At 64.8% G+C, this 21,077-nt stretch carries 20 protein-coding genes; 15 read left to right on the forward strand and 5 right to left on the reverse strand.

Annotated elements, in window-relative coordinates:
* Window positions 1-34: 34 nt before the first annotated feature.
* Together FXB38_RS11835 and FXB38_RS11840 are read right to left on the reverse strand one after the other, a co-directional pair.
* On the reverse strand, window positions 35-1,270 hold the full coding sequence (locus FXB38_RS11835; protein ID WP_148751030.1) for an MFS transporter: 1,236 nt from the start codon (window positions 1,268-1,270) through the stop codon (window positions 35-37).
* Window positions 1,271-1,446: 176 nt separating this feature from the next.
* On the reverse strand, window positions 1,447-2,694 hold the full coding sequence (locus FXB38_RS11840; RefSeq protein WP_187434815.1) for an MFS transporter: 1,248 nt from the start codon (window positions 2,692-2,694) through the stop codon (window positions 1,447-1,449).
* Window positions 2,695-2,912: 218 nt separating this feature from the next.
* Between FXB38_RS11840 and FXB38_RS11845 the strand changes: the two genes are divergently transcribed.
* Entirely contained in the window at window positions 2,913-4,979 is a 2,067-nt protein-coding gene (locus FXB38_RS11845) for a prolyl oligopeptidase family serine peptidase (RefSeq protein ID WP_148751032.1), read from the forward strand.
* A gap of 122 nt (window positions 4,980-5,101) precedes the next feature.
* On the opposite strand, the gene FXB38_RS11850 is transcribed toward FXB38_RS11845, so the two are convergent.
* Complete coding sequence (locus FXB38_RS11850; protein WP_148751033.1) at window positions 5,102-5,776, reverse strand: DUF938 domain-containing protein; 675 nt, start codon at window positions 5,774-5,776, stop codon at window positions 5,102-5,104.
* A 225-nt stretch (window positions 5,777-6,001) separates the two neighbouring features.
* Between FXB38_RS11850 and soxX the strand changes: the two genes are divergently transcribed.
* From soxX to FXB38_RS11900, 10 genes are all read left to right on the forward strand, one after another.
* Window positions 6,002-6,358 (forward strand): sulfur oxidation c-type cytochrome SoxX, encoded by a 357-nt coding sequence (gene soxX / locus FXB38_RS11855; RefSeq protein WP_187434816.1) that lies wholly within the window; start codon window positions 6,002-6,004, stop codon window positions 6,356-6,358.
* A 22-nt stretch (window positions 6,359-6,380) separates the two neighbouring features.
* Entirely contained in the window at window positions 6,381-6,866 is a 486-nt protein-coding gene (gene soxY / locus FXB38_RS11860; protein WP_148751035.1) for a thiosulfate oxidation carrier protein SoxY, read from the forward strand.
* Window positions 6,867-6,876: 10 nt separating this feature from the next.
* Window positions 6,877-7,188 carry a thiosulfate oxidation carrier complex protein SoxZ gene (gene soxZ / locus FXB38_RS11865; RefSeq protein ID WP_148751036.1) on the forward strand — a complete coding sequence of 104 codons (312 nt, stop codon included), beginning with the start codon at window positions 6,877-6,879 and terminating at the stop codon, window positions 7,186-7,188.
* Entirely contained in the window at window positions 7,188-8,051 is an 864-nt protein-coding gene (gene soxA, locus FXB38_RS11870) for a sulfur oxidation c-type cytochrome SoxA (RefSeq protein WP_187434817.1), read from the forward strand. The genes soxZ and soxA overlap by 1 nt, the downstream gene beginning before the upstream one ends.
* Window positions 8,048-8,353, forward strand: coding sequence for a hypothetical protein (locus FXB38_RS11875; protein WP_148751038.1), 306 nt, complete (start codon window positions 8,048-8,050; stop codon window positions 8,351-8,353). Before soxA ends, FXB38_RS11875 begins: the two co-directional genes overlap by 4 nt.
* A 45-nt stretch (window positions 8,354-8,398) precedes the next feature.
* Complete coding sequence (soxB, locus tag FXB38_RS11880; RefSeq protein ID WP_148751039.1) at window positions 8,399-10,144, forward strand: thiosulfohydrolase SoxB; 1,746 nt, start codon at window positions 8,399-8,401, stop codon at window positions 10,142-10,144.
* 3 nt (window positions 10,145-10,147) lie between these two features.
* Window positions 10,148-10,606: a DsrE family protein gene (locus FXB38_RS11885; RefSeq protein WP_148751040.1), complete on the forward strand. Its 459-nt coding sequence runs from the start codon at window positions 10,148-10,150 to the stop codon at window positions 10,604-10,606.
* Between the two features lie 290 nt (window positions 10,607-10,896).
* On the forward strand, window positions 10,897-11,937 hold the full coding sequence (locus FXB38_RS11890) for an MBL fold metallo-hydrolase (protein WP_148751041.1): 1,041 nt from the start codon (window positions 10,897-10,899) through the stop codon (window positions 11,935-11,937).
* Between the two features lie 87 nt (window positions 11,938-12,024).
* Window positions 12,025-12,186 carry a hypothetical protein gene (locus FXB38_RS11895; protein ID WP_148751042.1) on the forward strand — a complete coding sequence of 54 codons (162 nt, stop codon included), beginning with the start codon at window positions 12,025-12,027 and terminating at the stop codon, window positions 12,184-12,186.
* Between the two features lie 145 nt (window positions 12,187-12,331).
* Window positions 12,332-13,543, forward strand: a complete 1,212-nt coding sequence (locus tag FXB38_RS11900) for an MFS transporter (RefSeq protein ID WP_148751043.1) — start codon at window positions 12,332-12,334, stop codon at window positions 13,541-13,543.
* 72 nt (window positions 13,544-13,615) lie between these two features.
* Here the strand turns inward: FXB38_RS11900 and FXB38_RS11905 are convergent, their stop codons facing one another.
* Window positions 13,616-14,953 carry an MFS transporter gene (locus FXB38_RS11905; protein WP_148751044.1) on the reverse strand — a complete coding sequence of 446 codons (1,338 nt, stop codon included), beginning with the start codon at window positions 14,951-14,953 and terminating at the stop codon, window positions 13,616-13,618.
* 143 nt (window positions 14,954-15,096) lie between these two features.
* Here FXB38_RS11905 and FXB38_RS11910 point away from each other — a divergent pair, with 143 nt between their 5' ends.
* From FXB38_RS11910 to FXB38_RS11925, 4 genes are read left to right on the forward strand one after another with little or no spacing between them, the layout of a single operon-like run.
* The gene (locus FXB38_RS11910; protein WP_148751045.1) at window positions 15,097-15,750 is read left to right on the forward strand and encodes an ABC transporter ATP-binding protein; all 654 of its coding nucleotides are present in this window, start codon (window positions 15,097-15,099) and stop codon (window positions 15,748-15,750) included.
* Window positions 15,747-18,209 (forward strand): FtsX-like permease family protein, encoded by a 2,463-nt coding sequence (locus FXB38_RS11915; RefSeq protein ID WP_148751046.1) that lies wholly within the window; start codon window positions 15,747-15,749, stop codon window positions 18,207-18,209. The genes FXB38_RS11910 and FXB38_RS11915 overlap by 4 nt, the downstream gene beginning before the upstream one ends.
* Complete coding sequence (locus FXB38_RS11920; RefSeq protein WP_148751047.1) at window positions 18,199-19,281, forward strand: lipocalin-like domain-containing protein; 1,083 nt, start codon at window positions 18,199-18,201, stop codon at window positions 19,279-19,281. The genes FXB38_RS11915 and FXB38_RS11920 overlap by 11 nt, the downstream gene beginning before the upstream one ends.
* Window positions 19,282-19,308: 27 nt before the next feature.
* The gene (locus FXB38_RS11925; protein ID WP_148751048.1) at window positions 19,309-19,698 is read left to right on the forward strand and encodes an MAPEG family protein; all 390 of its coding nucleotides are present in this window, start codon (window positions 19,309-19,311) and stop codon (window positions 19,696-19,698) included.
* Between the two features lie 160 nt (window positions 19,699-19,858).
* On the opposite strand, the gene FXB38_RS11930 is transcribed toward FXB38_RS11925, so the two are convergent.
* Entirely contained in the window at window positions 19,859-21,049 is a 1,191-nt protein-coding gene (locus FXB38_RS11930; protein WP_148751049.1) for an ABC transporter substrate-binding protein, read from the reverse strand.
* Window positions 21,050-21,077 lie beyond the last annotated feature (28 nt).

Raw genomic sequence — 21,077 nt, forward strand, 5'->3', positions numbered from 1 at the left:
CAATGACGGAGTTTGTTGAGGCGCCGTCGCGCCTCTATGAAAGCCTTGCTCGCGGCCTCCCCCGCACCATGATCAGTGCGGCCGCCGTCAGCTCCAGCGCGATGCAGAGATAGAACGGTAGCGAATAGCCGCCGGACCAATCGCGCAGGATGCCGACGACGCCGGGGCCGAACGCGTAGGTCACCTGGTTGATCGCGGTGTTGAGGCTGATCAGCACGCCGAACGAGGCGGAGTCGAACTCCTGCTGCACGATCAGCGACGGCAGCGTGATGAGATTGCCGACCGAGAAGCCGAACACCGCGCAGGCCGCGATCAGCATATAATCGTTGTGCAGATTGATCACGACGCACAGCGCGGCGGCCTGGCTCAGGAACGACAGCGCCGACGCCAGCCGCTGGTTGAGGCGGTCGATCACCATCGAGAACAGGACACGGCCGATCACCGCCATCGCAGTGAGCACAGCGACCGCCATGGCCGCACGCTCGCGCCCAATCACGGGATCGAGAAACGAGATCAGGTGCACGATGAAGCCGACCTGCGCGAACAGCACCAAGGCGAAGGCGATCGTCACCGTGAGGAAGCCGACATCGCGCAGCGCCCATGCGCGGATTTGCGTTGATGATTGCGGCCTCGCTCGCGTCGCCGCGTGCCAGCCATGGAGATCGGGCGGCCGGCCGACGACCAGCAAAATCACCGGCAGCAGCAACACCAGCATGGCGCCGGAGGTGGCGAACATCGCGTTTCCGAAGCCGATATGGCTGATCATCGTCACCAGCAGCGGCACGCCGACGATGCCGCCAAAGCTGGCGCCGTTCAGCGCCAGGCTGATCGCCATGCCACGCTTGTGGTCGAACCACAGGCTGATCGTGTTGGTGATCATGGCGAGACTGGTGCCGGCCCAGCCGAAGGCGAGCACGGCATCCGCCAGATAGAGCTGCCAGGGCTCGCGCACCGCGCCGATCGCGACCGCAGCGGCCGCCATCGCCACCGTGCCGGCGATCAGGCAAATCCGGGGGCCATGTTTCCGGACGGCTTCACCGACGAAGACGACCAGCAACGCACCGAACAGATAGAAGAACGTGGTGCCCGACGAGATCAGCGAGGCCGGCCAGCCCCGCGCGCGCTGCAGCTCGGCGACATAAACGCTCTGGCCGTAGAAGCCGAGCCCCCAGCCGAAGGTCGCAAGCAGGAAGCAGACCGCGACGATGCGCCAGCCTTCATAGCGGAGCGAGGATTCGTCGGCCGCGGGGTGTTGAGGATTGTCGAGCATGCTGCCTACTCCGTCATGCCCGGGCTCGTCCCGGGCATCCACGTTCTTCGATCTGCGCGTCCAAGACGTGGATGGCCGGGACAAGCCCGGCCATGACGCATCAACTAATAACTCGTACCCGAAAATCCCTTCGACAGCGATCGAAGCGTCAACGTTGCTGACAGCCTCCTGCCAACTCAGATCGCGTCCGGGAACTGGCCCATCGCGACCTCCAGCCGCGCCCTGCGGCGGCGCGCCCAGGACGCCAGCGAAAGCGCGACGAGGCCAAGCACAACCGGCGGAAACACGACCATGTTCACGGCCGACCAGCCATAATTGGCGAGCAGCTGCCCCGACGAGAACGAGCCGACCGCCATCATGCCGAACACCAGGAAATCGTTGAAGGCCTGCACCTTGTTGCGTTCCTGCGGGCGGTGCGTCTCCAGCACCAGCGCGGAGGCACCGATGAAGGAGAAACTCCAGCCGATGCCGAGCACGATCAGCGTCGCCCAGAAATGCATCGCGGTGACGCCGGAGAGACCGATGCCGGCGGCGCTCGCTTCCAATAGCAAACCGGCGGCGACGATTCTGGGTGCACCGAAGCGGGCGATCAGCGCACCGGTGAAGAAGCTCGGTCCGTACATCGCGACGATGTGCCATTGAATGCCGAAATTGGAATCGGATAGACTGAGGCCACACATCTTCATGGCGAGCGGCGCCGAGGTCATCACCAGATTCATCATGGGATAGGAGATGACGCCGCACAGTGCGGCCGCGATGAAGCGCGGCTGGGTCACGATGGTGAGCAGCGGCCGGCCGCCGTGCAGATCGGCCGGAGCCGGCTTCGGCATATCGACGCCGGCGACGATGCCCATCGCGACCAGCGCGACCGCCGCCTGCACCAGGAAGCTGAAGGCGAACAGATAGGGCGACCAGATGTCCATGGTCCATTGCACCAGCTGCGGACCGAGCACACCGGCGAACACGCCACCCGCCATCACCCACGATACGGCCTTGGGCCGGTAGGCCGCGCTGGCACCGTCGGCGGCCGCGAAGCGATAGGATTGCGCCACCGAGCCGTAGAGGCCGCCGAGGAAGGTCGCGAGACAAAACAGCGCGAACGAGGCGTGCAGGATCGCGAACGACCCGATGACACCGGTGAGCGCGCCAAGGCCGGTGCCGATGACAAAAGCCCATCGGCGGCCGAAGCGGCGCGAGATCGCGCCGGTCGGCAGCGTGCCGGCCGCAAGCCCAACCACGTACATCGACAGCGGCACGGTCGCGAGCGACATGTCAGGCGCGAGCGTGGCGCCGACGATCGAGCCGGTGGCGAAGATCACCGCCGAGTTGGCGCCGGTCAGTGCTTGGGCTGCGGCGAGGCGTACGACGTTGCCGCGCACGCGGACGTCATCGGCAATCTCATTGGCTGAAGTCACATCTAGCATCGGCATTTCCGCCCGCAGGGTCCTTTAAGTAAAAGGCTTGTAAGTAAAAGGCTTGGTGATTCCCGGCACTATGGCGGGGCGCGGAAGGGCGGGCAACCGGCGCAAACGGGCGCAGGCCATGCCTCTGACGCAATCGGATGGACCATACCGGACCGCGCTCTTGACGGCTTGCGCGCGATCAAATCCTATCCGCCGCGCGATCTCAGGGAGTTTCGTTCATGTCCGTCGATAACAGGCCTACGCCCAGCGCTCCCGACGACGATCCCTGGCTCTGGCTAGAGGAGATCGAAGGCGCCCGCGCGCTCGATTTCGTCGAGAAGCAGAACCGCCTGACGCTGGATAGATTCGGCGGCGCGGCGTTCGAACGAGACCGCGACACGCTTGCGGCAATCTATGACCGTCCGGACAACATTCCCTATGTCGGCCGGCGCGGGGCGCATCTGCACAATGTCTGGAAGGATGCCGCCAACCCACGCGGGCTGTGGCGGCGGACCACGCTGGCGGAGTTTCGCAAACCCAATCCGGCGTGGGAGACCGTGCTGGACATCGACAAGCTCGCCGCGAGCGAGGGCGAGGACTGGTTGCTGAGCTCGATCAGCTCGCAGCCGGGACACTCGCGGGTCATCTTGAGCCTGTCGCGCGGCGGCAGCGACGCCGTCACCTTGCGGGAATTCGATGCGGATACGAGCAGCTTTGTTGCTGACGGCTTTACGCTGCCGGAAGCCAAGGGCGGCGTCGATTGGCTCGATCCGGACACGCTGCTGCTGTCCAGCGCCTATGGCGATGACATGGTGACGAGCTCCGGATATGCGAGGACCGTTCGCCTGTGGCGGCGTGGCGAGAGCGTCGATCAAGCGCAGATCATCCTCGATACCGCGGCCGATCATATGGGGATCTTCGGCAGCGTGGACGATACCGGCGCGAAGCCGCGCGCCTGGATCATCGACCAGATCGACTTTTTCAATTACGGCATCTGGCTGCGCGACGAAGCCGGCACCACGACGAAGCTCGACCTGCCGACCGGCATCTGGATGCAGGCGCATGGCGACTGGTTCGCGATGAAGCTGCGCACGGACTGGTCGGTCGAAGGACGAACCTATGCCGCCGACGCCCTGCTCGGCATCTCGCTCTCATCGTTCCTCGCCGGCAGCCGCGACTTCACTTCTCTGTTCGAGCCCGGACCGCGGCGAGCGCTACAGGGTTTTTTCTGGGCCGCGGGCAAGCTGGTGCTGTCGATCCTCGACGAGCTGAAGCCGCGATTCGAGATCCGCACGCCATCCGCCGCGGGCTGGAGCCGCGAGACGCTCGGCGGTCTTCCCGAGATCGGCGTCGTCGATGTCTGGCCGCTCGATCGCCATTCGTCCGAGAGCAATGGCGACCTGCTCGCCAATGTGCAGGACCCGCTGACGTCGCCGTCGCTCTTGCTGATCGAGCGCGGCGTCGAAAGTCCGACGGTCTTGAAGCAGGCGCCGAGAACGTTCAACGCCGACGGCCTCATGGTGTCGCAGCACGAGGCGATCTCGGTCGACGGCGAGCGCATTCCCTATGTGCAGACCGGCCCGGCGGGCGAGACCGGCGATGCGCCGGTCTATATGAGCGCCTATGGCGGCTTCGGTCTCGCTGTGAAGCCACACTACGATTCGTCGCTCGGCAAGCTGTGGCTGGAGCGCGGCGGCACCGTTGTGCAGGCGAATCTGCGCGGCGGCGGCGAGTTCGGCACGCGCTGGCACGATGCCGGCCGTTTCGCCGGCAAGAGGCTGTCGCATGACGATTTCGCAGCAGTTGCCGCCGATCTCGTCCGCCGCGGCGTGACGCAGCCAAAGCGCATCGCCGCGCAGGGCGGATCGAACGGCGGCATCCTCATCACCAACATGCTGGTGCGATACCCCGAGCGTTTCGGCGCGCTGTTCTGCACCATCCCGCTGATCGACATGCGCCGCTACACCAAGCTGCTCGCGGGCGCGAGCTGGATCGCGGAATATGGCGATCCCGACAAGCCCGAGGAATGGGAGTGGCTGAAGACCTACTCCGCCTATCACAATGCAAAACCCGGTCAGCCCTATCCGCCGATCCTGATCGCTACGACACGACGCGACGACCGCGTCCATCCCGGCCACGCGCGCAAGATGGCGGCGAAGCTGCAGGCGATGGGTTACGAGGCCTGGTTCTACGAGCCGGCCGCCGGCGGCCACGGCTACGGCAAGGACAACAAGGAGCGCGCCGGCTTCCAGGTGCTCGGATTCCAGTTCTTGAAGGAGAAGATTGGTTGGCGGGATGAATGCTAGCGTTTGGCGCGCTGACGCTTCCACATCGTCATGGCCGGGCTTGTCCCGGCCATCCACGTCTTAGCTTGCGGAGCAAAGAACGTGGATGCCCGGGACAAGCCCGGGCATGACGACGTCCCGAATTAACCCCGCGCAAATACCAGCGTCAGATTGTTCGCGGGCATCTCGATGGTATCGACGAGACGAAGACCCGCACCGCGCGCCAGCGTCTCGACATCGCCGAGATCGCGCACGCCCCAGTCGGGATTGCCTTCGCGCAAGGACGTATCGAACACGGCGTTGCTGAGTGCGGTGTGCTTGCCGTCGCGCTTGAACGGGCCGTAGAGGATCAGCTGGCCGTCAGACCGCAAGTACCGGCCGGCACCGGCGAACAGGCCCTCGGCCACCGTCCAGGGCGCAATGTGGATGACATTGGCGCAGAACACGGCCGCAAGATTGTTCGGCCCCTGCCCGCTCTTCATCTCCGGGCACCAGTCGGGATCGGACAGATCGATCCGCAACGGCGAGCGGACGTTCTTCAACCCCGAATGCACGCGCCAGGCCTCGATGCTCTTCACATGGCGCTGGTTGAGGTCGCTCGGCCACCAGACCAGATCGGGCGTGTGACGGGCGAAATGGACCACATGCTGGCCGGTTCCACTGCCGACCTCGACCACGTCGCCCGACCGCCCAATGAGATGCTTTCCGAGCGCTGTCCAGAGCGGCTCATGATTGCGATGGAACGCCGGCGCATCGAGACGGCCGTCGGATTCGACCCGCCCACCATCCCTGCCAAATTCAACGACATATTCAGCCAATTCATGTCCCCGGAAAACGAGAAAAGCAGACCAAAACGCAACAGGGGCAAAACGCCCCGAACGCGTGCCGGTTGAAGCCGGCTTGATGAACGATCTATCTCTTCAGTTGCAATGCGGAAGATATTAACGCCATTTTGTGCCCTGCATAGTCTTGATTGTCAGGGCATGCCCTTTGTGCTTTTGAACATTATCTTTTGCAGACATCATAAGCCTCGGAACGACGCCTTGACCGCCTTTCCTCGCAAGCCCGCCCTGCTCCTCGCGCTGGTCGTCCTCACGGGCCTCGCCGCGCGCCCGGCGTGGGCGCAGTCCGCCATCGCCGAGGGCCAAAAGCTCGCCTTCGACCGCGGCAAGGGCAATTGCCTGACCTGTCACGTCATCAAGGGCGGCGACTTGCCAGGCACCATCGGGCCCGAGCTGAAGGACATCAAGGCAAAATACCCCGACCGCAACGAGCTGGTTGCGATCCTGTTCGACGAGACCAAGCGCAATCCGCAGACCATGATGCCGCCGTTCGGCCGCAACCGGCTTTTGACCGACCAGGAGATCAGCGCGATCGTTGATTTCCTGCAGACGCTGTAACGGCAGGCCCAGGAGACCTGAGATGACTGCACATACCGGCCCTCATCCGACGCGGCGCCTGATCCTTCAGGGCGCTGCTTCGGTCGCGCTGATCGGCCTCGGCAATCTGCCGTTTGCGCCTGTGCGCGCCGCGGCCAACGACAAATATCCGGAAGAGGTGTTCAAGCTGAAGAACGAGGCCGACGCCATCAAGGCACTCTACGGCAAGACCGCCGAGCCCTCCGACAAGGTCAGGCTCGATGCGCCCGAGATCGCCGAGAATGGCGGCGTGGTGCCGATCTCGGTGACGACGACGCTCGACAAGGTCACCTCGATCTCGCTCTTTGTCGCCGAGAACCCGAACGCGCTCGCAGCAAGCTACAAGATTGCTGAGGGCACGATGCCTGCTGTCGCCAACCGCCTGAAGATGGCCAAGACCAGCAACGTGACCGCGATCGTGGAAGCCGACGGCAAGCTCTACAGCGCGACCAAGGAAGTGAAGGTCACCGTCGGCGGCTGCGGCGGCTAGGAGAATCCAGATGACATCCAGCATTCGCGTCCGCGCAACATCCAACGGCGACATCACCGAGGTGCAGACACTGATCCAGCACCCCATGGACACCGGCCTGGTGAAGGACGCCAAGGGCGAGCTGATTCCCGCGCACTACATCCAGCAGCTGAAGTTCGCGTGTAACGGCAAGGACGTGTTCGTTGCCAATTGGGGCACCGCGGTCTCCAAGGACCCCTACGTCAAGTTCAGCTTCAAGGGCGCCAAGAAGGGCGACGACCTCAAGATCTCCTGGACCGACAACAAGGGTGGGTCCGACGAGACCACCGCGAAGATCGCGTGATGAGGCCCGCCACCTCCCTCCTGCTTGGCTCGTTGAGCGCCGCGCTCGTCGCGTTCGCACTCACCTCTCCGCGCGTGATTGCGGCCGACAAGGTCGATCCCGTCGCGGATGCCAAGGCGTTCCAGAATTTCTTCTTCCAGAAATTTCCTGATGTGAAGCACGAGGATTTCGTCAACGGTCCTTATTCCATGAACGAGGACATGAAGCGGCAATGGCAGGAGAAGGAAGAGTTTCCGCCCTACGAGTTCGCACTGGACGCCGGCAAGGAGATGTTTGCGACACCGTTCAAGAACGGCAAGACCTATGCTGATTGCTTCCCGAACGGCGGCATCGGCATTCGCCAGAACTATCCTTATTTCGACACCAAGGAAGGCAAGGTCGTCACGCTCGAGCTCGCGCTCAACCGCTGCCGCGAGGCCAATGGCGAGGCGCCCTACTCCTACGTCAAGGACGAGATGGCCTCGCTCACGGCGTACATGGCCTACACCTCGCGCGGCAAGCCGATGGACATCAGGATTCCCGACGATCCCCGCGCGCTCGAAGCGTTCGAGAACGGCAAGCGCTATTTCTACACCCGCCGCGGCCAGATGAACTTCTCCTGCGCGAGCTGCCACGTGCAGAGCCCGGGCGAGCGCATCCGCGCCGAGATCCTGGCGCCGGCGCTCGGCATCTTGAACGCCTTGCCGATCTACCGCTCCGAATGGAGCGGCATGGGCACAACCAGCCGCCGTTTCATCACCTGCAACAGCCAGACTCGCGCGCTTCCGCTGGAGCCGCAGGCGGACGAATATCGCGACGTCGAATACTTCCTCTCCTACGTCGCCAACGGCCTGCCGATTTCGGGACCAGGAGCGCGGCCATGAAGCGGTCACTTCCTGTCGCCATGTTGCTGGCCCTGAGCTTCGCGCCGATGGCGCGCGCGGCAAATGAAGCGGACTACAAGGCGGCCTACGCTGCTGCGGAGACCGCATCCAAGGAGGCGGCTGCATTGCGCAACCAGTGGACCACCACCGTCTCGACGCTGGCGGCAGCGAAAAAGGCCGCAGATGGCGGCGATTTCGACCGCGCCGTCGCCGCAGCCAAGGAGGCCGAGGCGCTGGCGAAAGCATCCATCTTCCAGGCGACGTCTGAAAAAGAGGCCTGGAAGGCGATGGAAATCCGCTAGGCTAACGTCTGTGGAACTGTCGTTGAGAGGCGCGAAGAAATTTAGATGCCCATCCGCCGCCGCGATCTCCTGAAGGGCACAGCCGGCATTGCCGCCTCGCTCGGCCTGCCGCGACTGGCGCGCGGCGCCGAGACCGCGAGCATTTACGACATCGAGCGGTTCGGCAATGCGCGGATCCTGCACCTCACCGACACGCATGCGCAGCTCAACCCGGTCTATTTCCGCGAGCCCAGCGTCAATATCGGCATCGGCGAGATGGCGGGACGGCCGCCGCATCTGGTCGGTCACGCTTTCCTGGAGCGCTTCGGCATCCGGCCCGACAGCGCCGACGCCTATGCCTTCACTAGCGTCGAATTCGAAAAGTCCGCCGGCCGCTTCGGCAAGCTCGGCGGCTTCGCCCATCTGAAGACGCTGATCGACCGCCTGCGCGGCGATGCCGGCGAGAAGCGCACCATGCTGGTCGACGGCGGCGATCTCTGGCAGGGCACCGGGCTCGCCAACATCATGCAGGGCCGCGACATGGTCGAGGTCGCCAATCTGCTGGGCATCGAGGCGATGACCGGGCATTGGGAGTTCACCTATGGCGAGCAGGTGCTGCGTGACAATCTCGAGCACTTCAAGGGCGAGTTCCTGGCGCAGAACGTCTTCCTGACCGAGGAAGCCGCGTTCAACGACGCCCCCGCCTTCGACAAGGCGACGGGGCGCGTGTTCAAGCCGTCGATCATCAGGGAGATCGGCGGTCATCGCGTCGCGATCATCGGCCAGGCCTTTCCTTACGTGCCGATCGCGCATCCCAAGCGCTTCACGCCGGACTGGACGTTTGGCATTCGCGAGGAAGAGCTCCAGAAGCATGTCGACAGCTTGCGCGGCAGCGACAAGGTCGATGCGGTGATCCTGCTGTCGCACAACGGCATGGACGTCGACCTCAAGCTCGCAAGCCGCGTCACCGGCATCGACGTCATCCTCGGCGGCCACACCCATGATGCCGTGCCGCAACCGATCGCCGTGAAGAACGCTGGCGGTACGACGCTCGTTACCAATGCCGGCTCCAACGGGAAGTTTTTGGGCGTGCTCGATCTCGCGCTCGACAAGGGCAAGGTCGGCGACGTCAAGTATCATCTGCTGCCGGTCTATTCCGAGCTGCTCAAGCCCGATCCGGCGATGGCCGAGCTGATCGGCCGGCTGCGTGCGCCGTTCGTGACCGACTGGTTGGAGAAGATCGCAACGCCGGACCGGCTGCTCTATCGCCGCGACAATTTTGCGGGCCCCGTGGACGATCTGATCTGCTCGGCGCTGCGCACCGAGCTCGATGCCGAGATCGCGCTGTCGCCGGGCTTCCGCTGGGGCGTCACCGCGCTCTCGGGCCAGCCGCTGACTATGGAGGATGTGCTCGCGGAGACCGCGATCACCTATCCCGAAACCTATGTGCAGGAGATGACCGGCGCCCAGATCAAGGACGTGCTGGAAGATATCTGCGACAATCTCTTCAACGCCGATCCCTATTATCAGCAGGGCGGCGACATGGTGCGCGCCGGTGGGCTCAGCTACACATGCAGCCCCACCAACGCGATCGGCAGCCGCATCGCCGAGCTCAAGCTCGCCAATGGCAAGGCGCTCAGCGCCGTCAGGCACTACAAGGTCGCAGGCTGGGCCTCGGTCAATGGCCAGCAGGGCGCACCGGTGTGGGACGTCGTCGGCAAATATCTGCGCTCGGGCCGGATGTTTCAGGAGCGGCTCGGCACCGGCGTCACGCTGAAGGGCGTCGACGGCAATCCAGGCATTGCAGGATAGAGGATGATGCGGTCGCAAATTTTTCGCGCAATGCTGCTGACGCTGCTCTCCTTGGTCGCGCCGACGCTGGCTTCTGCGCAACAGGTGCCGCTCCAGGACAAGCCGTTCGCCGAGCACAAGATCGTGCTGCAGCTCTCAGATAGCGATGCGAAGAAGCAGGCCCTGGTGCTGAGTGTCGCCAACAATCTGCTGAAGGCTTACGACCCCGACAAGATCGCCGTGGAGATCGTCGCCTTCGGTCCCGGCATCGACTTGCTGCTGTCCGGCAGCGAGCGCCGCAAGCAGGTCGAGAGCCTGATCGCGCAGGGCGTGCGGTTCGACATCTGCCTCAACACGGTCGACACGATCGAGCGGGAGACGGGCAAGCGGCCGGAGTTCATTCCGGCGGCGACGCCGGTGCAGGTGGGCGTCGGGCAGATCCTGCTTCTGGCGGAGAATGGGTACACGTTGGTGAGGCCCTGAGGCTTCGGCCGTGGCACGGGGCAGCGACATACTCACTGTCATTCCCCGCGGAGGCGGGGAATCCAGTACGCCGCAGCCTCTCTGCATCCGCTTCGCTGTCTCTGGAATACTGGATCGCCCGCCTTCGCGGGCGATGACAGCGGGGCGTCTCGAGCAGGTGAGCCCGGAACGCCGGCCGCTGAACCCGCAATAAAAATTTTCTAAATTTTCTTGCTTCGGCAGTGACTTACTTCTCTTTATGCTCCCGGATGTAGTAGAATCCTCGAAACCAGTCCACGCCGGGTCCTGCCATGATCTTTCGCCAGCTCTTCGACAGCATTTCGGGCACCTACAGCTACGTCCTTGCCAGCCGCCCCGGCGGCGAGGCGCTGATCCTTGATCCCGTGCTGGAGAAGGTCGACCGCTATTGCCAGCTGCTGCGCGAGCTCGACCTCAAGCTGGTCAAGGCGGTCGACACCCATCTGCATGCCGATCACGTCACCGGCCTCGGCGAGCTGCGCGACCGCACGCATTGCATGACCGTGATGGGCGACCAGACCAAGGCCGACGTGGTGGCGATGCGGGTCGCCGATGGCGACAAGGTGACGATCGAGGGCCTGTCGCTCGACGTGATGTACACGCCCGGCCACACCGACGATTCCTACTCCTACCTGATGGGCGACCGCGTCTTCACCGGCGATACGCTGTTGATCCGCGGCACCGGCCGCACTGATTTCCAGAACGGCTCGTCGCGCGCACAGTACGAATCGATCTTCAACCGCCTCTTGAAGCTGCCGGACGAGACGATGGTGTTCCCGGCACACGACTACAAGGGCGACACCGTCTCCACCATCGGCGAGGAGAAGCGCTACAATCCGCGGCTCCAGGTGCGCTCGGTCGACGAATATATCGAGCTAATGGCGAACCTGAAGCTGCCCAATCCGAAGATGATGGATGTGGCGGTGCCGGCCAACATGCGGGTCGGCTTGCATCAGGAAGAGCTGGAGAAAGAGGGCCGTGCACTCAGCGCCGCCGAGGCGATCCGTTCGCTCCGCCGACCCGATATTCTGCTGGTGGATCTGCGCGAGAGCAATGAGCGGATGAAGCACGGCATGATCGAAGGCGCGCTGCACACGCCCTATCCGAGCGTCGAGGAAAGCCTCAAGCCCGGCGGCATGCTGCGCGAGGTCGCGGCCGCCATGGGCCGCCGCGTCGTGTTCTTCTGCGCCTTCGGCGAACGCTCGGCGATGGCTGTTGCGGCAGCCAAGGAGGCCGGATTGTCCAACACCGCCCACATCGCAGGCGGCATCGATGCCTGGAAGAAGGCGGGCGGGCCGGTGGTGCACGCCTGACATTCATCGCCGCGGGCTTGAGATAACTCAGGAACCGCAAGGCGTTTGCGGGTAGGATGCAGGACGCATCACCATCCGGGATCAGTCATGGCCAAGACCGGCAAGCCGAGCGAACCGCCGAAGACGAAGACCGCAGACGAGAAGGCCAAGAAGCCCCGGCCGCCACTCGACACCGACGACGATTGCGAAGACGGCGACATCGCCACGCCGAAGCGTGATCGTTATGGCAACGATGATGAGCCGTTGTGAGGTCGCACGGAGCCGTTATTGAGCGCGAGCCCTAACCACGCTTTCCGCCGCCCCACCCGCGCTACTGCCATGCGCCCGCGTTCATGGACAAATAACCGCTGTCCCCGATAGTTTGCGCGCCTCCAGGGACTGAAACGGGACTACGATGGTCGACGTTCTCGCCGCACCGCAACAAGGCAAGGCGGACAGCGCGCTGCGCACGCTGACCGGGATCTCGATCGCGCATTGGGTCAGCCATTTCCATCTGCTGGTCCTGCCGATGCTGTTCCCGTTCCTCAAGAGCCAGCTCGGCGTCGGCTACGTCGAGCTCGGGTTCGCGCTGACCGTATCGGCCGTCGTCTCCGGGCTGACGCAGGCACCGACCGGCTATCTCGTCGACCATTTTGGCGCACGCAAGATCCTGCTGGGCGGACTGACGCTCGGCGGGCTCGCGCTGATCCTGCTCGGCCTGCACCTGAGCTATACCTCGCTGATCGCCTGCGCCGTGCTGCTTGGCCTCGCCAACAGCGTCTATCATCCCGCCGATTACGCGATCCTGGCCGAGCACATGGACGAGGCGCGGATGGGTCGCGCCTTCTCGATCCACACCTTTGCCGGCTATCTTGGTGGCGCCGTTGCGCCGGCGATCGTCGCGGCGCTCGTCACCGTCTCCGGCGGCACAGGCGCCATCATCGCCTCGGGTGCGATCGGCGTGCTGGTGGCGCTGCTGCTGGTCGCCATGAACATTCCCGATGCCGGCGCGCACAAGACCAGGCCGGGCAACGCGAACATGCTGAAGCAGGCCGTCATCACGCCAGCGCTGATCACGCTGACCGCGCTGTTCATGCTGCTCAGCCTGTCGGTTGCCGGCATCAACAATTTCGGCGTGGTGGCGCTGATGAGCGGCTACGGCGCTACTTATTCCATCGCCAATGTCGCGCTGACCGCGTTCCTCGGCTCCAGCGCCGCGGGCGTGCTCGCGGGCGGCTTCCTCGCCGACCACACCGAGCGCCACGGCTATGTCGCCGCCGCCTGCTTTGCCGCAAATGCCGCCATCGTGCTGCTGATCGCGATGGTTACGCTGCCGGGCTGGGCCCTGACCGCCACGATGGCGTCCGCGGGTTTCCTCTCCGGCGTGATCGCGCCGTCGCGAGACATGCTGGTGCGCAACGCCGCGCCTCCCGGCGCTGCCGGTCGCGCCTTCGGCATCGTCTCCACCGGCTTCAATCTCGGCGGGATCGTCAGCCCGCTGCTGTTCGGCTGGATCATGGACCAGAGCGCGCCGCACTGGGTGTTCGGTGCGTCGGTGATCTTCATGGTCGCAACGGTGGTGCTGTCGCCGTTCACGGAGCGGAAGGCGAAAGCTGCGTCAAATTGAGGGGCGCTATCGCTACGAATTCCGTCGTCGTCCCGGCGACGGTCTTGTTCTGGCCGGCTTCTAACTGCCCCCTTACGTCAGCGACACCACGCCCTTCGGTTCAGCGGCCTGCGGAGTCGCACCGCGCGTCAGCCTCGCGCGCTCCGTGTTCGGCCAGAGCAAGAGCAAGCCGAGCAGGCCGGAGCCGACCATGATCACGGCGTTGATGGTGAAGCCGGTCATGTAGCCGTCGACCATGCTGCCGGCGCGCTGGATCACGGTGCCCATCACGTTCGGCGCGATGATGCCCGAGAGCGTGTAGAGCGCGCCGTAGATCGCGAGGATCGCGCCGCGCTGCGAGGCCGGGGTAAATTCACCGAGCATCGGCGGGCAGACGACGTAGATCGCGCCGCAGAGCCCAGGGCCGACCACAAGCATCGCGATCTTCAGCCCCACACCCGGGGCGTACGGCATCGCCGCCAGGATCAGGCCGCCGATGATCAGCGGCACCGAGCCGAGCACGCCGCGGGAGACACGAGTCGTGTAGCCGCGCGCCATCATCACCTGCGAGATCCAGCCGGTCAGGATGACGACGGTGGCGCCGAACACCCAGGGCAGGATCGAGATCCAGCCGGCGTCCGATTGCGAGAAGCCAAGCCCCTTGACGATGAAGGACGTGAACCAAGTGAGACCCAGCGACAGCGCCCAATAGGCGCCGAAGGTCGCGGCCACGCAGCCGATGAAAGTGCGCGAGGTGAGCAGCTGGACGTAGGGAATTTTCGTCTCTGTGGCCGCGAGGACCTGTGTGTTCTCGAGCGGACCTTCCTTGCCGAAGGTGAGCCAGGCGCAAACCCAGATCAGGCCGACCACGCCGAGCGCGCCGAAGGCATAGTGCCAGGAATGGTTGACAATGATCCAGTTCAGCATCGGCACGGCGAGGATGACGCCGAAGGCCGAGCCCTGCGTCAGGATCGCGGTCGGCAGCGTGCGCTTCTCGTCGGGGAACCATTTGTAGATGGCGTGCATCGCCACCGAAGCCGCCGGACCTTCGCCGGCGCCGAGCACGATGCGGCAGATCAAGAGCGTGGTGAAGGAAACGGTGCCGACCATCGGAAACTGCGCCAGCGCCCAGATCACGGCGAGCGTCAGCAGCACCCAGCGCGTCGCCACCTTGTTGACGATGAAGCCGACCACGATGGCCGAGATCGAGAACAGGAAGAAGAACGACGAGCCGAGAAAGCCGAACTGCTCCGGCTCGAGCTTCAAATCGGTCATGATCGGAACGCCGGCGAGGCCGACGACGATCTTGTCGGCGAAGTTCACCAGCATGAACAGAAACAGGAGGAATGTGACCGTCCAGGCGCCCTTTGGCGTTTCCGCAGCCGTCCCCGTGGTCTTGCTTGCCGCTATGGGCGTTCCCTGAGCGCTCATCGTTCTCCCCGTATGTTCTTTTGGCACTTTTATGATTTGGCCGTTGCTGGAGCTAACAACGGCTTGAACGGCAACGCAACCCCGGCATTTCCACGGCAAGTGTGCTACGCAGCATTGAGCTAATTCCGTCCGGCGCATTGATCTTGCTGAGCATCCGAAACCTCTCCAAAACCTTCGCCTCGGCCGCCGAGCCGGTCCATGTGCTGCGTGGCGTCGATCTCGACCTGAAGGCCGGCGAGCGCGTCGCGCTGACCGGCGAATCCGGCAGCGGCAAGAGCACGCTGCTGCACCTGATCGCCGGGCTGGATGCCGCCGATGGCGGCTCGATCCGGCTGGAGGACACCGAGGTCACCAAGTTGTCGGACGCCGGCCGCGCCGGCTTGCGGCGTGACAAGGTCGGCCTGGTTTTTCAGCAGTACAATCTGATCCCGAGTCTCTCGGTCGCAGACAATCTCGCCTTCCAGGCGCGCATCGCCGGCCGGCATGATGCCGCCTGGACCAGGGAGCTGGTCGAGCGGCTCGGCCTCGGCGGCCTGCTCAAGCGCTATCCCGAGCAATTGTCGGGCGGCCAGCAGCAGCGGGTTGCGATCGGCCGGGCCCTGGCGACAAAACCACTGCTGCTGCTCGCGGATGAGCCGACCGGCAACCTGGATGAAGACACCGCCGACGACGTGCTGGCGCTGACGCGCGATCTCGTCACGCGCACCGGCTGCGGTTTCCTGATGGTGACGCACAGCCTGCATCTGGCCGGCACGCTCGACCGTCACGTCGTCCTCCATGCGGGGCGGATCGCATGAGACGCGCGCTGTGGGTGCTCGCGGTGCTGCTCAGCCATTGGCGTCGGCACAGGATGCAGTTTGCGACGCTTCTGATCGGGCTGATCGCGGCGACTGCGCTGTGGAGCGGCGTGCAGGCGATCAACCAGCAGGCCCGCAGCGCCTATGACCGCGCGGCCGCGACGTTTGGCGGCGTGCGCACGGCCACGCTGGTCGCGTCCAACGCGGCGACCTTCCCGCAAGACCTGTTCATAAAACTCCGGCGCGCGGGCTGGCCGGTTTCGCCGGTGCTGGAAGGCCGGGTTCAAATCAATGGACGCGCGATGCGGCTGCTCGGCATCGAGCCGGTGACGCTGCCGGCTGACGTCGGCAACGCGCCGCGCCTCGGGGCGGCGGATCTCAGCAGTTTCGTTGCCGCGCCCGGCCAGACGCTGGTCGCGCAGGAGACGCTGAACGATCTGCACGAGCAAGACGGCGCGACGCCCTCGATCAGCAGCGGCGCAAAGCTGCCGCCACTACACGTGCAGCCGCAGCTCGTGCCCGACGTGCTGGTGGTCGACATCGGCGTTGCGCAGCGGCTCCTGAACAAACCCGATCAGCTGTCGCGCCTGCTGATCGGCGAGGCGAAGGGCAAGCCGGCGCAGCTCGCCAGTGTCGTCGGCGACCAATTGCAGCGGGTCGAGCCAACCGCGGAGACCGAGCTGGAACGGCTGACCGACAGCTTCCATCTCAACCTCACCGCCTTCGGCCTGTTGTCGTTCTTCGTCGGCCTCTTCATCGTCAACTCGGCCGTGGGCCTCGCCTTCGAGCAGCGGCTGCCGATGCTGCGGACCTTGCGGGCCTGCGGCGCCTCGGCGCGGCTGGTTAATACGGTGCTGGTGGTCGAGCTGGTGGCGCTGGCGCTGGTCGCCGGCCTGATCGGGCTCGTCTGCGGCTACTTCATCGCGGCCGCGCTGCTGCCCGACGTGGCGGCGTCACTGCGCGGGCTCTATGGCGCGCAAATTCCGGGGCAGCTCACGTTAAAGCCTGAATGGTGGCTCGCCGGGATCGGCATCAGCGTCGCGGGCGCGCTTGTGGCGGCCGCGACCAGCCTGATCAAGGCTGTCAGGATGCCGGTGCTGGCGACCGCGCAGCCGTACGCCTGGCAGCAGCGGCAGCGGCGCTGGCTGATCCTGCAAAGCGTTGCGGCCTGCGCCGTGCTCGCGGTCGCGCTGTTGCTGCTTCATTACGGGCAATCGCTGATCGCGGGCTTTGGCGTGCTGGCAGCCTTGATGTTCGGCGCGGCGCTGATCCTGCCGGCCTTCCTCGAGATACTCCTGCTCGCCGGCCAGCATTTTGCGCGCGGGCCGTTGGCGCTGTGGTTCTGGGCGGACAGCCGGCAGCAGCTGTCCGGATTGTCGCTGGCGCTGATGGCGCTGCTGCTTGCGCTCGCCGTCAACGTCGGGGTATCCACCATGGTGGAGACGTTCAGCCGCACCTTTGTCGGCTGGCTCGATGGACGGCTCGCCGCCGACGTCTACATCAGCGCCGCCGACAATGCGCAAGGCACGGCTATCCGCAACTGGCTGAAGGACCGCAGCGAGGTTCAGGCGATCCTGCCGGGCGGGCGCGCGGAGACGCAGGTTCAGGGACAGCCGGTGGAGCTGCTCGGCCTGCCCGATCACGCGCTCTATCGCGAGCGCTGGCCGCTGCTGGAGAACGCGCCGCGCGCCTGGACGCAACTGGTGCCGGGCAATGCCGCCTTCATCAGCGAGCAGCTGAGCCGCCGCTTGAACGTCCGCGTCGGCGATGTCATCGAGGTGCCGGCGCCGGGCGGGACCTGGGAGCTCGACATCGTCGGCATCTATGCCGATTACGGCAATCCCAAGGGACAGCTCGCGGTGAATGTCGCGGCGCTGATCCGGCAGTTTCCGCAAACGCCGCAGACGCGGATCGGGCTTATTGTGCCGCGGGACAGGATTCCCGGCTTGATCGCAGCACTGCAGAAACAGTTCGCGCTCGACGACCGCGCCGTGGCCGACCAGGCGACGGTGAAGGCCGAATCGATCCGCATCTTCAAGCGCACCTTTGCGGTGACGTCGGCGCTGAATGCCTTCACGCTCGGCGTCGCCGGCATCGCGCTGTTGACCAGCCTGCTGACGCTGGCGAACTCCCGTCTGCCGCAGCTCGCGCCGCTCTGGGCGATCGGCATCACCCGGCCGCGCCTGGCCGCGATCGAGCTGACCAAGACGCTGTCGGTTGCGCTGTTCACGTCGCTGCTGGCCGTGCCGCTCGGGCTTCTGGTGGCGTGGTGCCTGATCGCGATCGTCAATGTGAAGGCGTTCGGCTGGCGGCTGCCATTCCATGTGTTTCCGCTGCAACTGGTCGAGCTGGTCACGGTCGCGCTGATCGCCTCGCTGCTGGCCGCGCTGCTGCCGGTGTTGCGGCTGGCGCGGATGCAGCCGGCAAGCCTCGTCAAGGTGTTCGCCAATGAGCGCTGACAAACTCTCGCGGCGCGCCTTTGCCGGCGGCATCGCCGCGCTCGCGCTTGCACGCCGCGCACATGCGCAAGGCTATGCCGGGCTCGGCGAGGCCGCCGACGGCTTTGCGAAGGTCACGCCTGGAAAGGTGTTCGCCTTCCCCGCCGATCACGGGCCACATCCGGCGTTTCGCATCGAATGGTGGTATCTGACGGCGAATCTGGTCGACAGCAATGGCGCTGCTTGCGGGCTGCAATGGACGCTGTTTCGCCAGGCCGCAAAGCCGGGGCCACAAGGCGAAGGCTGGGCCAATCAGCAGATCTGGATGGCGCACGCCGCGGTGACGCGCGCCGACACGCACCGCTTCAACGAGCTGTTTTCGCGCGGCGGCATCGGTCAGGCCGGCGTCGAGGCAAAGCCGCTCGCGGCCTGGATCGACGATTGGGAGATGAAGGGATCCGAGCGCACCGACGATCGCAGCCTCTCGCCGGTGACGCTGAAGGCATCCGGCACCGACTTCAACTATGCGCTCACGCTTGAAGCGGATCGCCCGGTCGTCTTGCAGGGCGACGGCGGCTATAGCCGCAAGTCCGAACGCGGACAGGCATCCTACTATTACAGCCAGCCGTTCTACCGTGCGCGCGGCACCCTCAGCGTCGACGACAAGCCGGTCGACGTCTCCGGCGAGGCCTGGATGGACCGGGAATGGAGCAGCCAGCCGCTCGACACCGATCAGACCGGCTGGGACTGGCTGTCGCTGCATCTTTCCTCCGGCGACAAGCTGATGCTGTACCGGCTGCGCCAGAAGGACGGCAAGGATTATCCGTTCGGCAACTGGATCGGTGCCGACGGCCGCACGCAGATGATTGCGGGTGGCGACATCCAGATGACTCCGAAAGCGACCGTCGATGTCGCGGGGCGCAAGCTGCCGGTCGAGTGGCAGATCGCGATCCCGTCACGATCCTTCTCGATTGCCTGTAAGCCGCTCAATCCCCGAGCATGGATGGGGACCGGCTTCTCCTATTGGGAGGGACCGATCAGCTTTACCGGCACGCATGCCGGTGTTGGCTATCTCGAGCTGACCGGCTATTGAACCGCGACTTGTTCAAAAGGATTTGCGATGTATCACCTCACCGCCCTCGTCACGCTGCTGGCGATCCTGTTTTTCTTCTTCACTTGCATGAACGTCTCGCGGTCGCGCACCAAGACGGGCATCAAGGTGCCGGCGATGTCGGGCCATCCCGATTTCGAGCGCGCTTTCCGTATCCAGATGAACACGCTGGAATGGATGCCGATTTTCCTGCCGTCGCTCTGGTTGTTCGCGATCTATATCAGCGACGCGATTGCGGCAGGCATCGGCGCGGTCTGGATCATCGGCCGCATCGTCTATTTCGTCGGCTATTCGCAGGCCGCCGCCAAGCGCGGCCCGGGCTTTGCGATCCAGGGCACCGCCGCCATCGCGCTGTGGGCGGGGGCGCTGGGCGCGGTGGTGCTAAGGTTGGTCTCGTGAAAGCGCGGCATCACACGCGCTCGTGTCCCGGGCGCGGTGCAGCGTGTAACGCTGCGCCGCTGAACCGGGACCCAATCCGGCTGCAAAACCTGGAGAAGCATGGGTCCCGGCTCTGCGCAGCAACGCTACGCGTTGCAGCGCGTCCGGGACACAAGCCCCCTCACTTCGTCAGCGGGCAGCCGCTTTCCTTGGCGGTGAAGAACGCCTTGTCGCCGGGGACGGTCGCGAGTTCCTTGTAGTAATCCCACGGCTTCTTCGATTCCGACGGCTTCTTGACCTCGAACAGATACATGTCGTGGACCATGCGGCCGTTCTCGAGCACCTTGCCCTTGGCGAAGGCGTCATCGACCGGCAACTCCTTCAGCTTCTTGGCGACGGCTTCAGTGTCCTTGGTGCCGGCGGCCTTCACCGCCTTGAGATAGCTCAGCGTCGCCGAATAGGTGCCGGCGTGGATCATGCTCGGCATCCTCCCGGTGCGCTTGAAGAAGCGTTCGGAGAAGGCGCGGGTCTGGTCGTCATGATCCCAATAGAAGCCTTCGGTGAGAACGAGGCCCTGGGCCGCCTGCAAGCCGAGCCCGTTGACTTCGCTGATCGTCATCAAGAGGCCGGCGAGCTTCTGGCCGCCGGAGACGATGCCGAACTCGGCCGCCTGCTTGATCGAATTGGTGGTGTCGAGGCCGGCATTGGCAAGGCCAACGATCTTCGCCTTCGAGCTCTGCGCCTGGAGCAGGAAGGAGGAGAAGTCCGAGGAGTTGAGCGGCACGCGGACCGAGCCGACCACCTTGCCGCCATTGGCAGTGACGATCTCGCTGGTGTCCTTCTCCAGCGCATAGCCGAAGGCGTAGTCCGCGGTGAGGAAGAACCAGGTGTCGCCGCCGGCTTTCGTCAGCGCGCCGCCGGTGCCGACAGCGAGCGCGCGGGTGTCGTAGGCCCAGTGGAAGCCGTAGGGCTGGCAGGCATCCCCGGTGAGACGCGAGGTCGCGGCGCCCACAACGATGTCGATCTTCTTCTTATCCTTCGAGAGCTCATGGATCGCGAGCGCGACCGAGGAGGTCGTCAGCTCCGTAATCATGTCGACATTCTCGACGTCGTACCAGCGCCGCGCGATGGACGTGGCGAGGTCGGGCTTGTTCTGGTGATCGGCGGTGACCATCTCGATCTTCTGGCCGAGCACCTCGCCACCAAAATCCTCGATCGCCATCTTGGCCGCTTCGACCGAGTACTTGCCGCCGTAATCGGCGTAGACGCCGGACTGGTCGTTAAGGATTCCGATCTTGACGCCTTGCGCGGAGGCCGGCGCGGCCAGCAAAAGGGCCCACGTTGCGACAGCAGCCAAAAGTGCTGATTTCATCTGTTAACTCCCAGCAGTGTTCTATTTT

The organism is Bradyrhizobium cytisi, assembly GCF_008123515.1.
Classification (GTDB): domain Bacteria; phylum Pseudomonadota; class Alphaproteobacteria; order Rhizobiales; family Xanthobacteraceae; genus Bradyrhizobium; species Bradyrhizobium cytisi.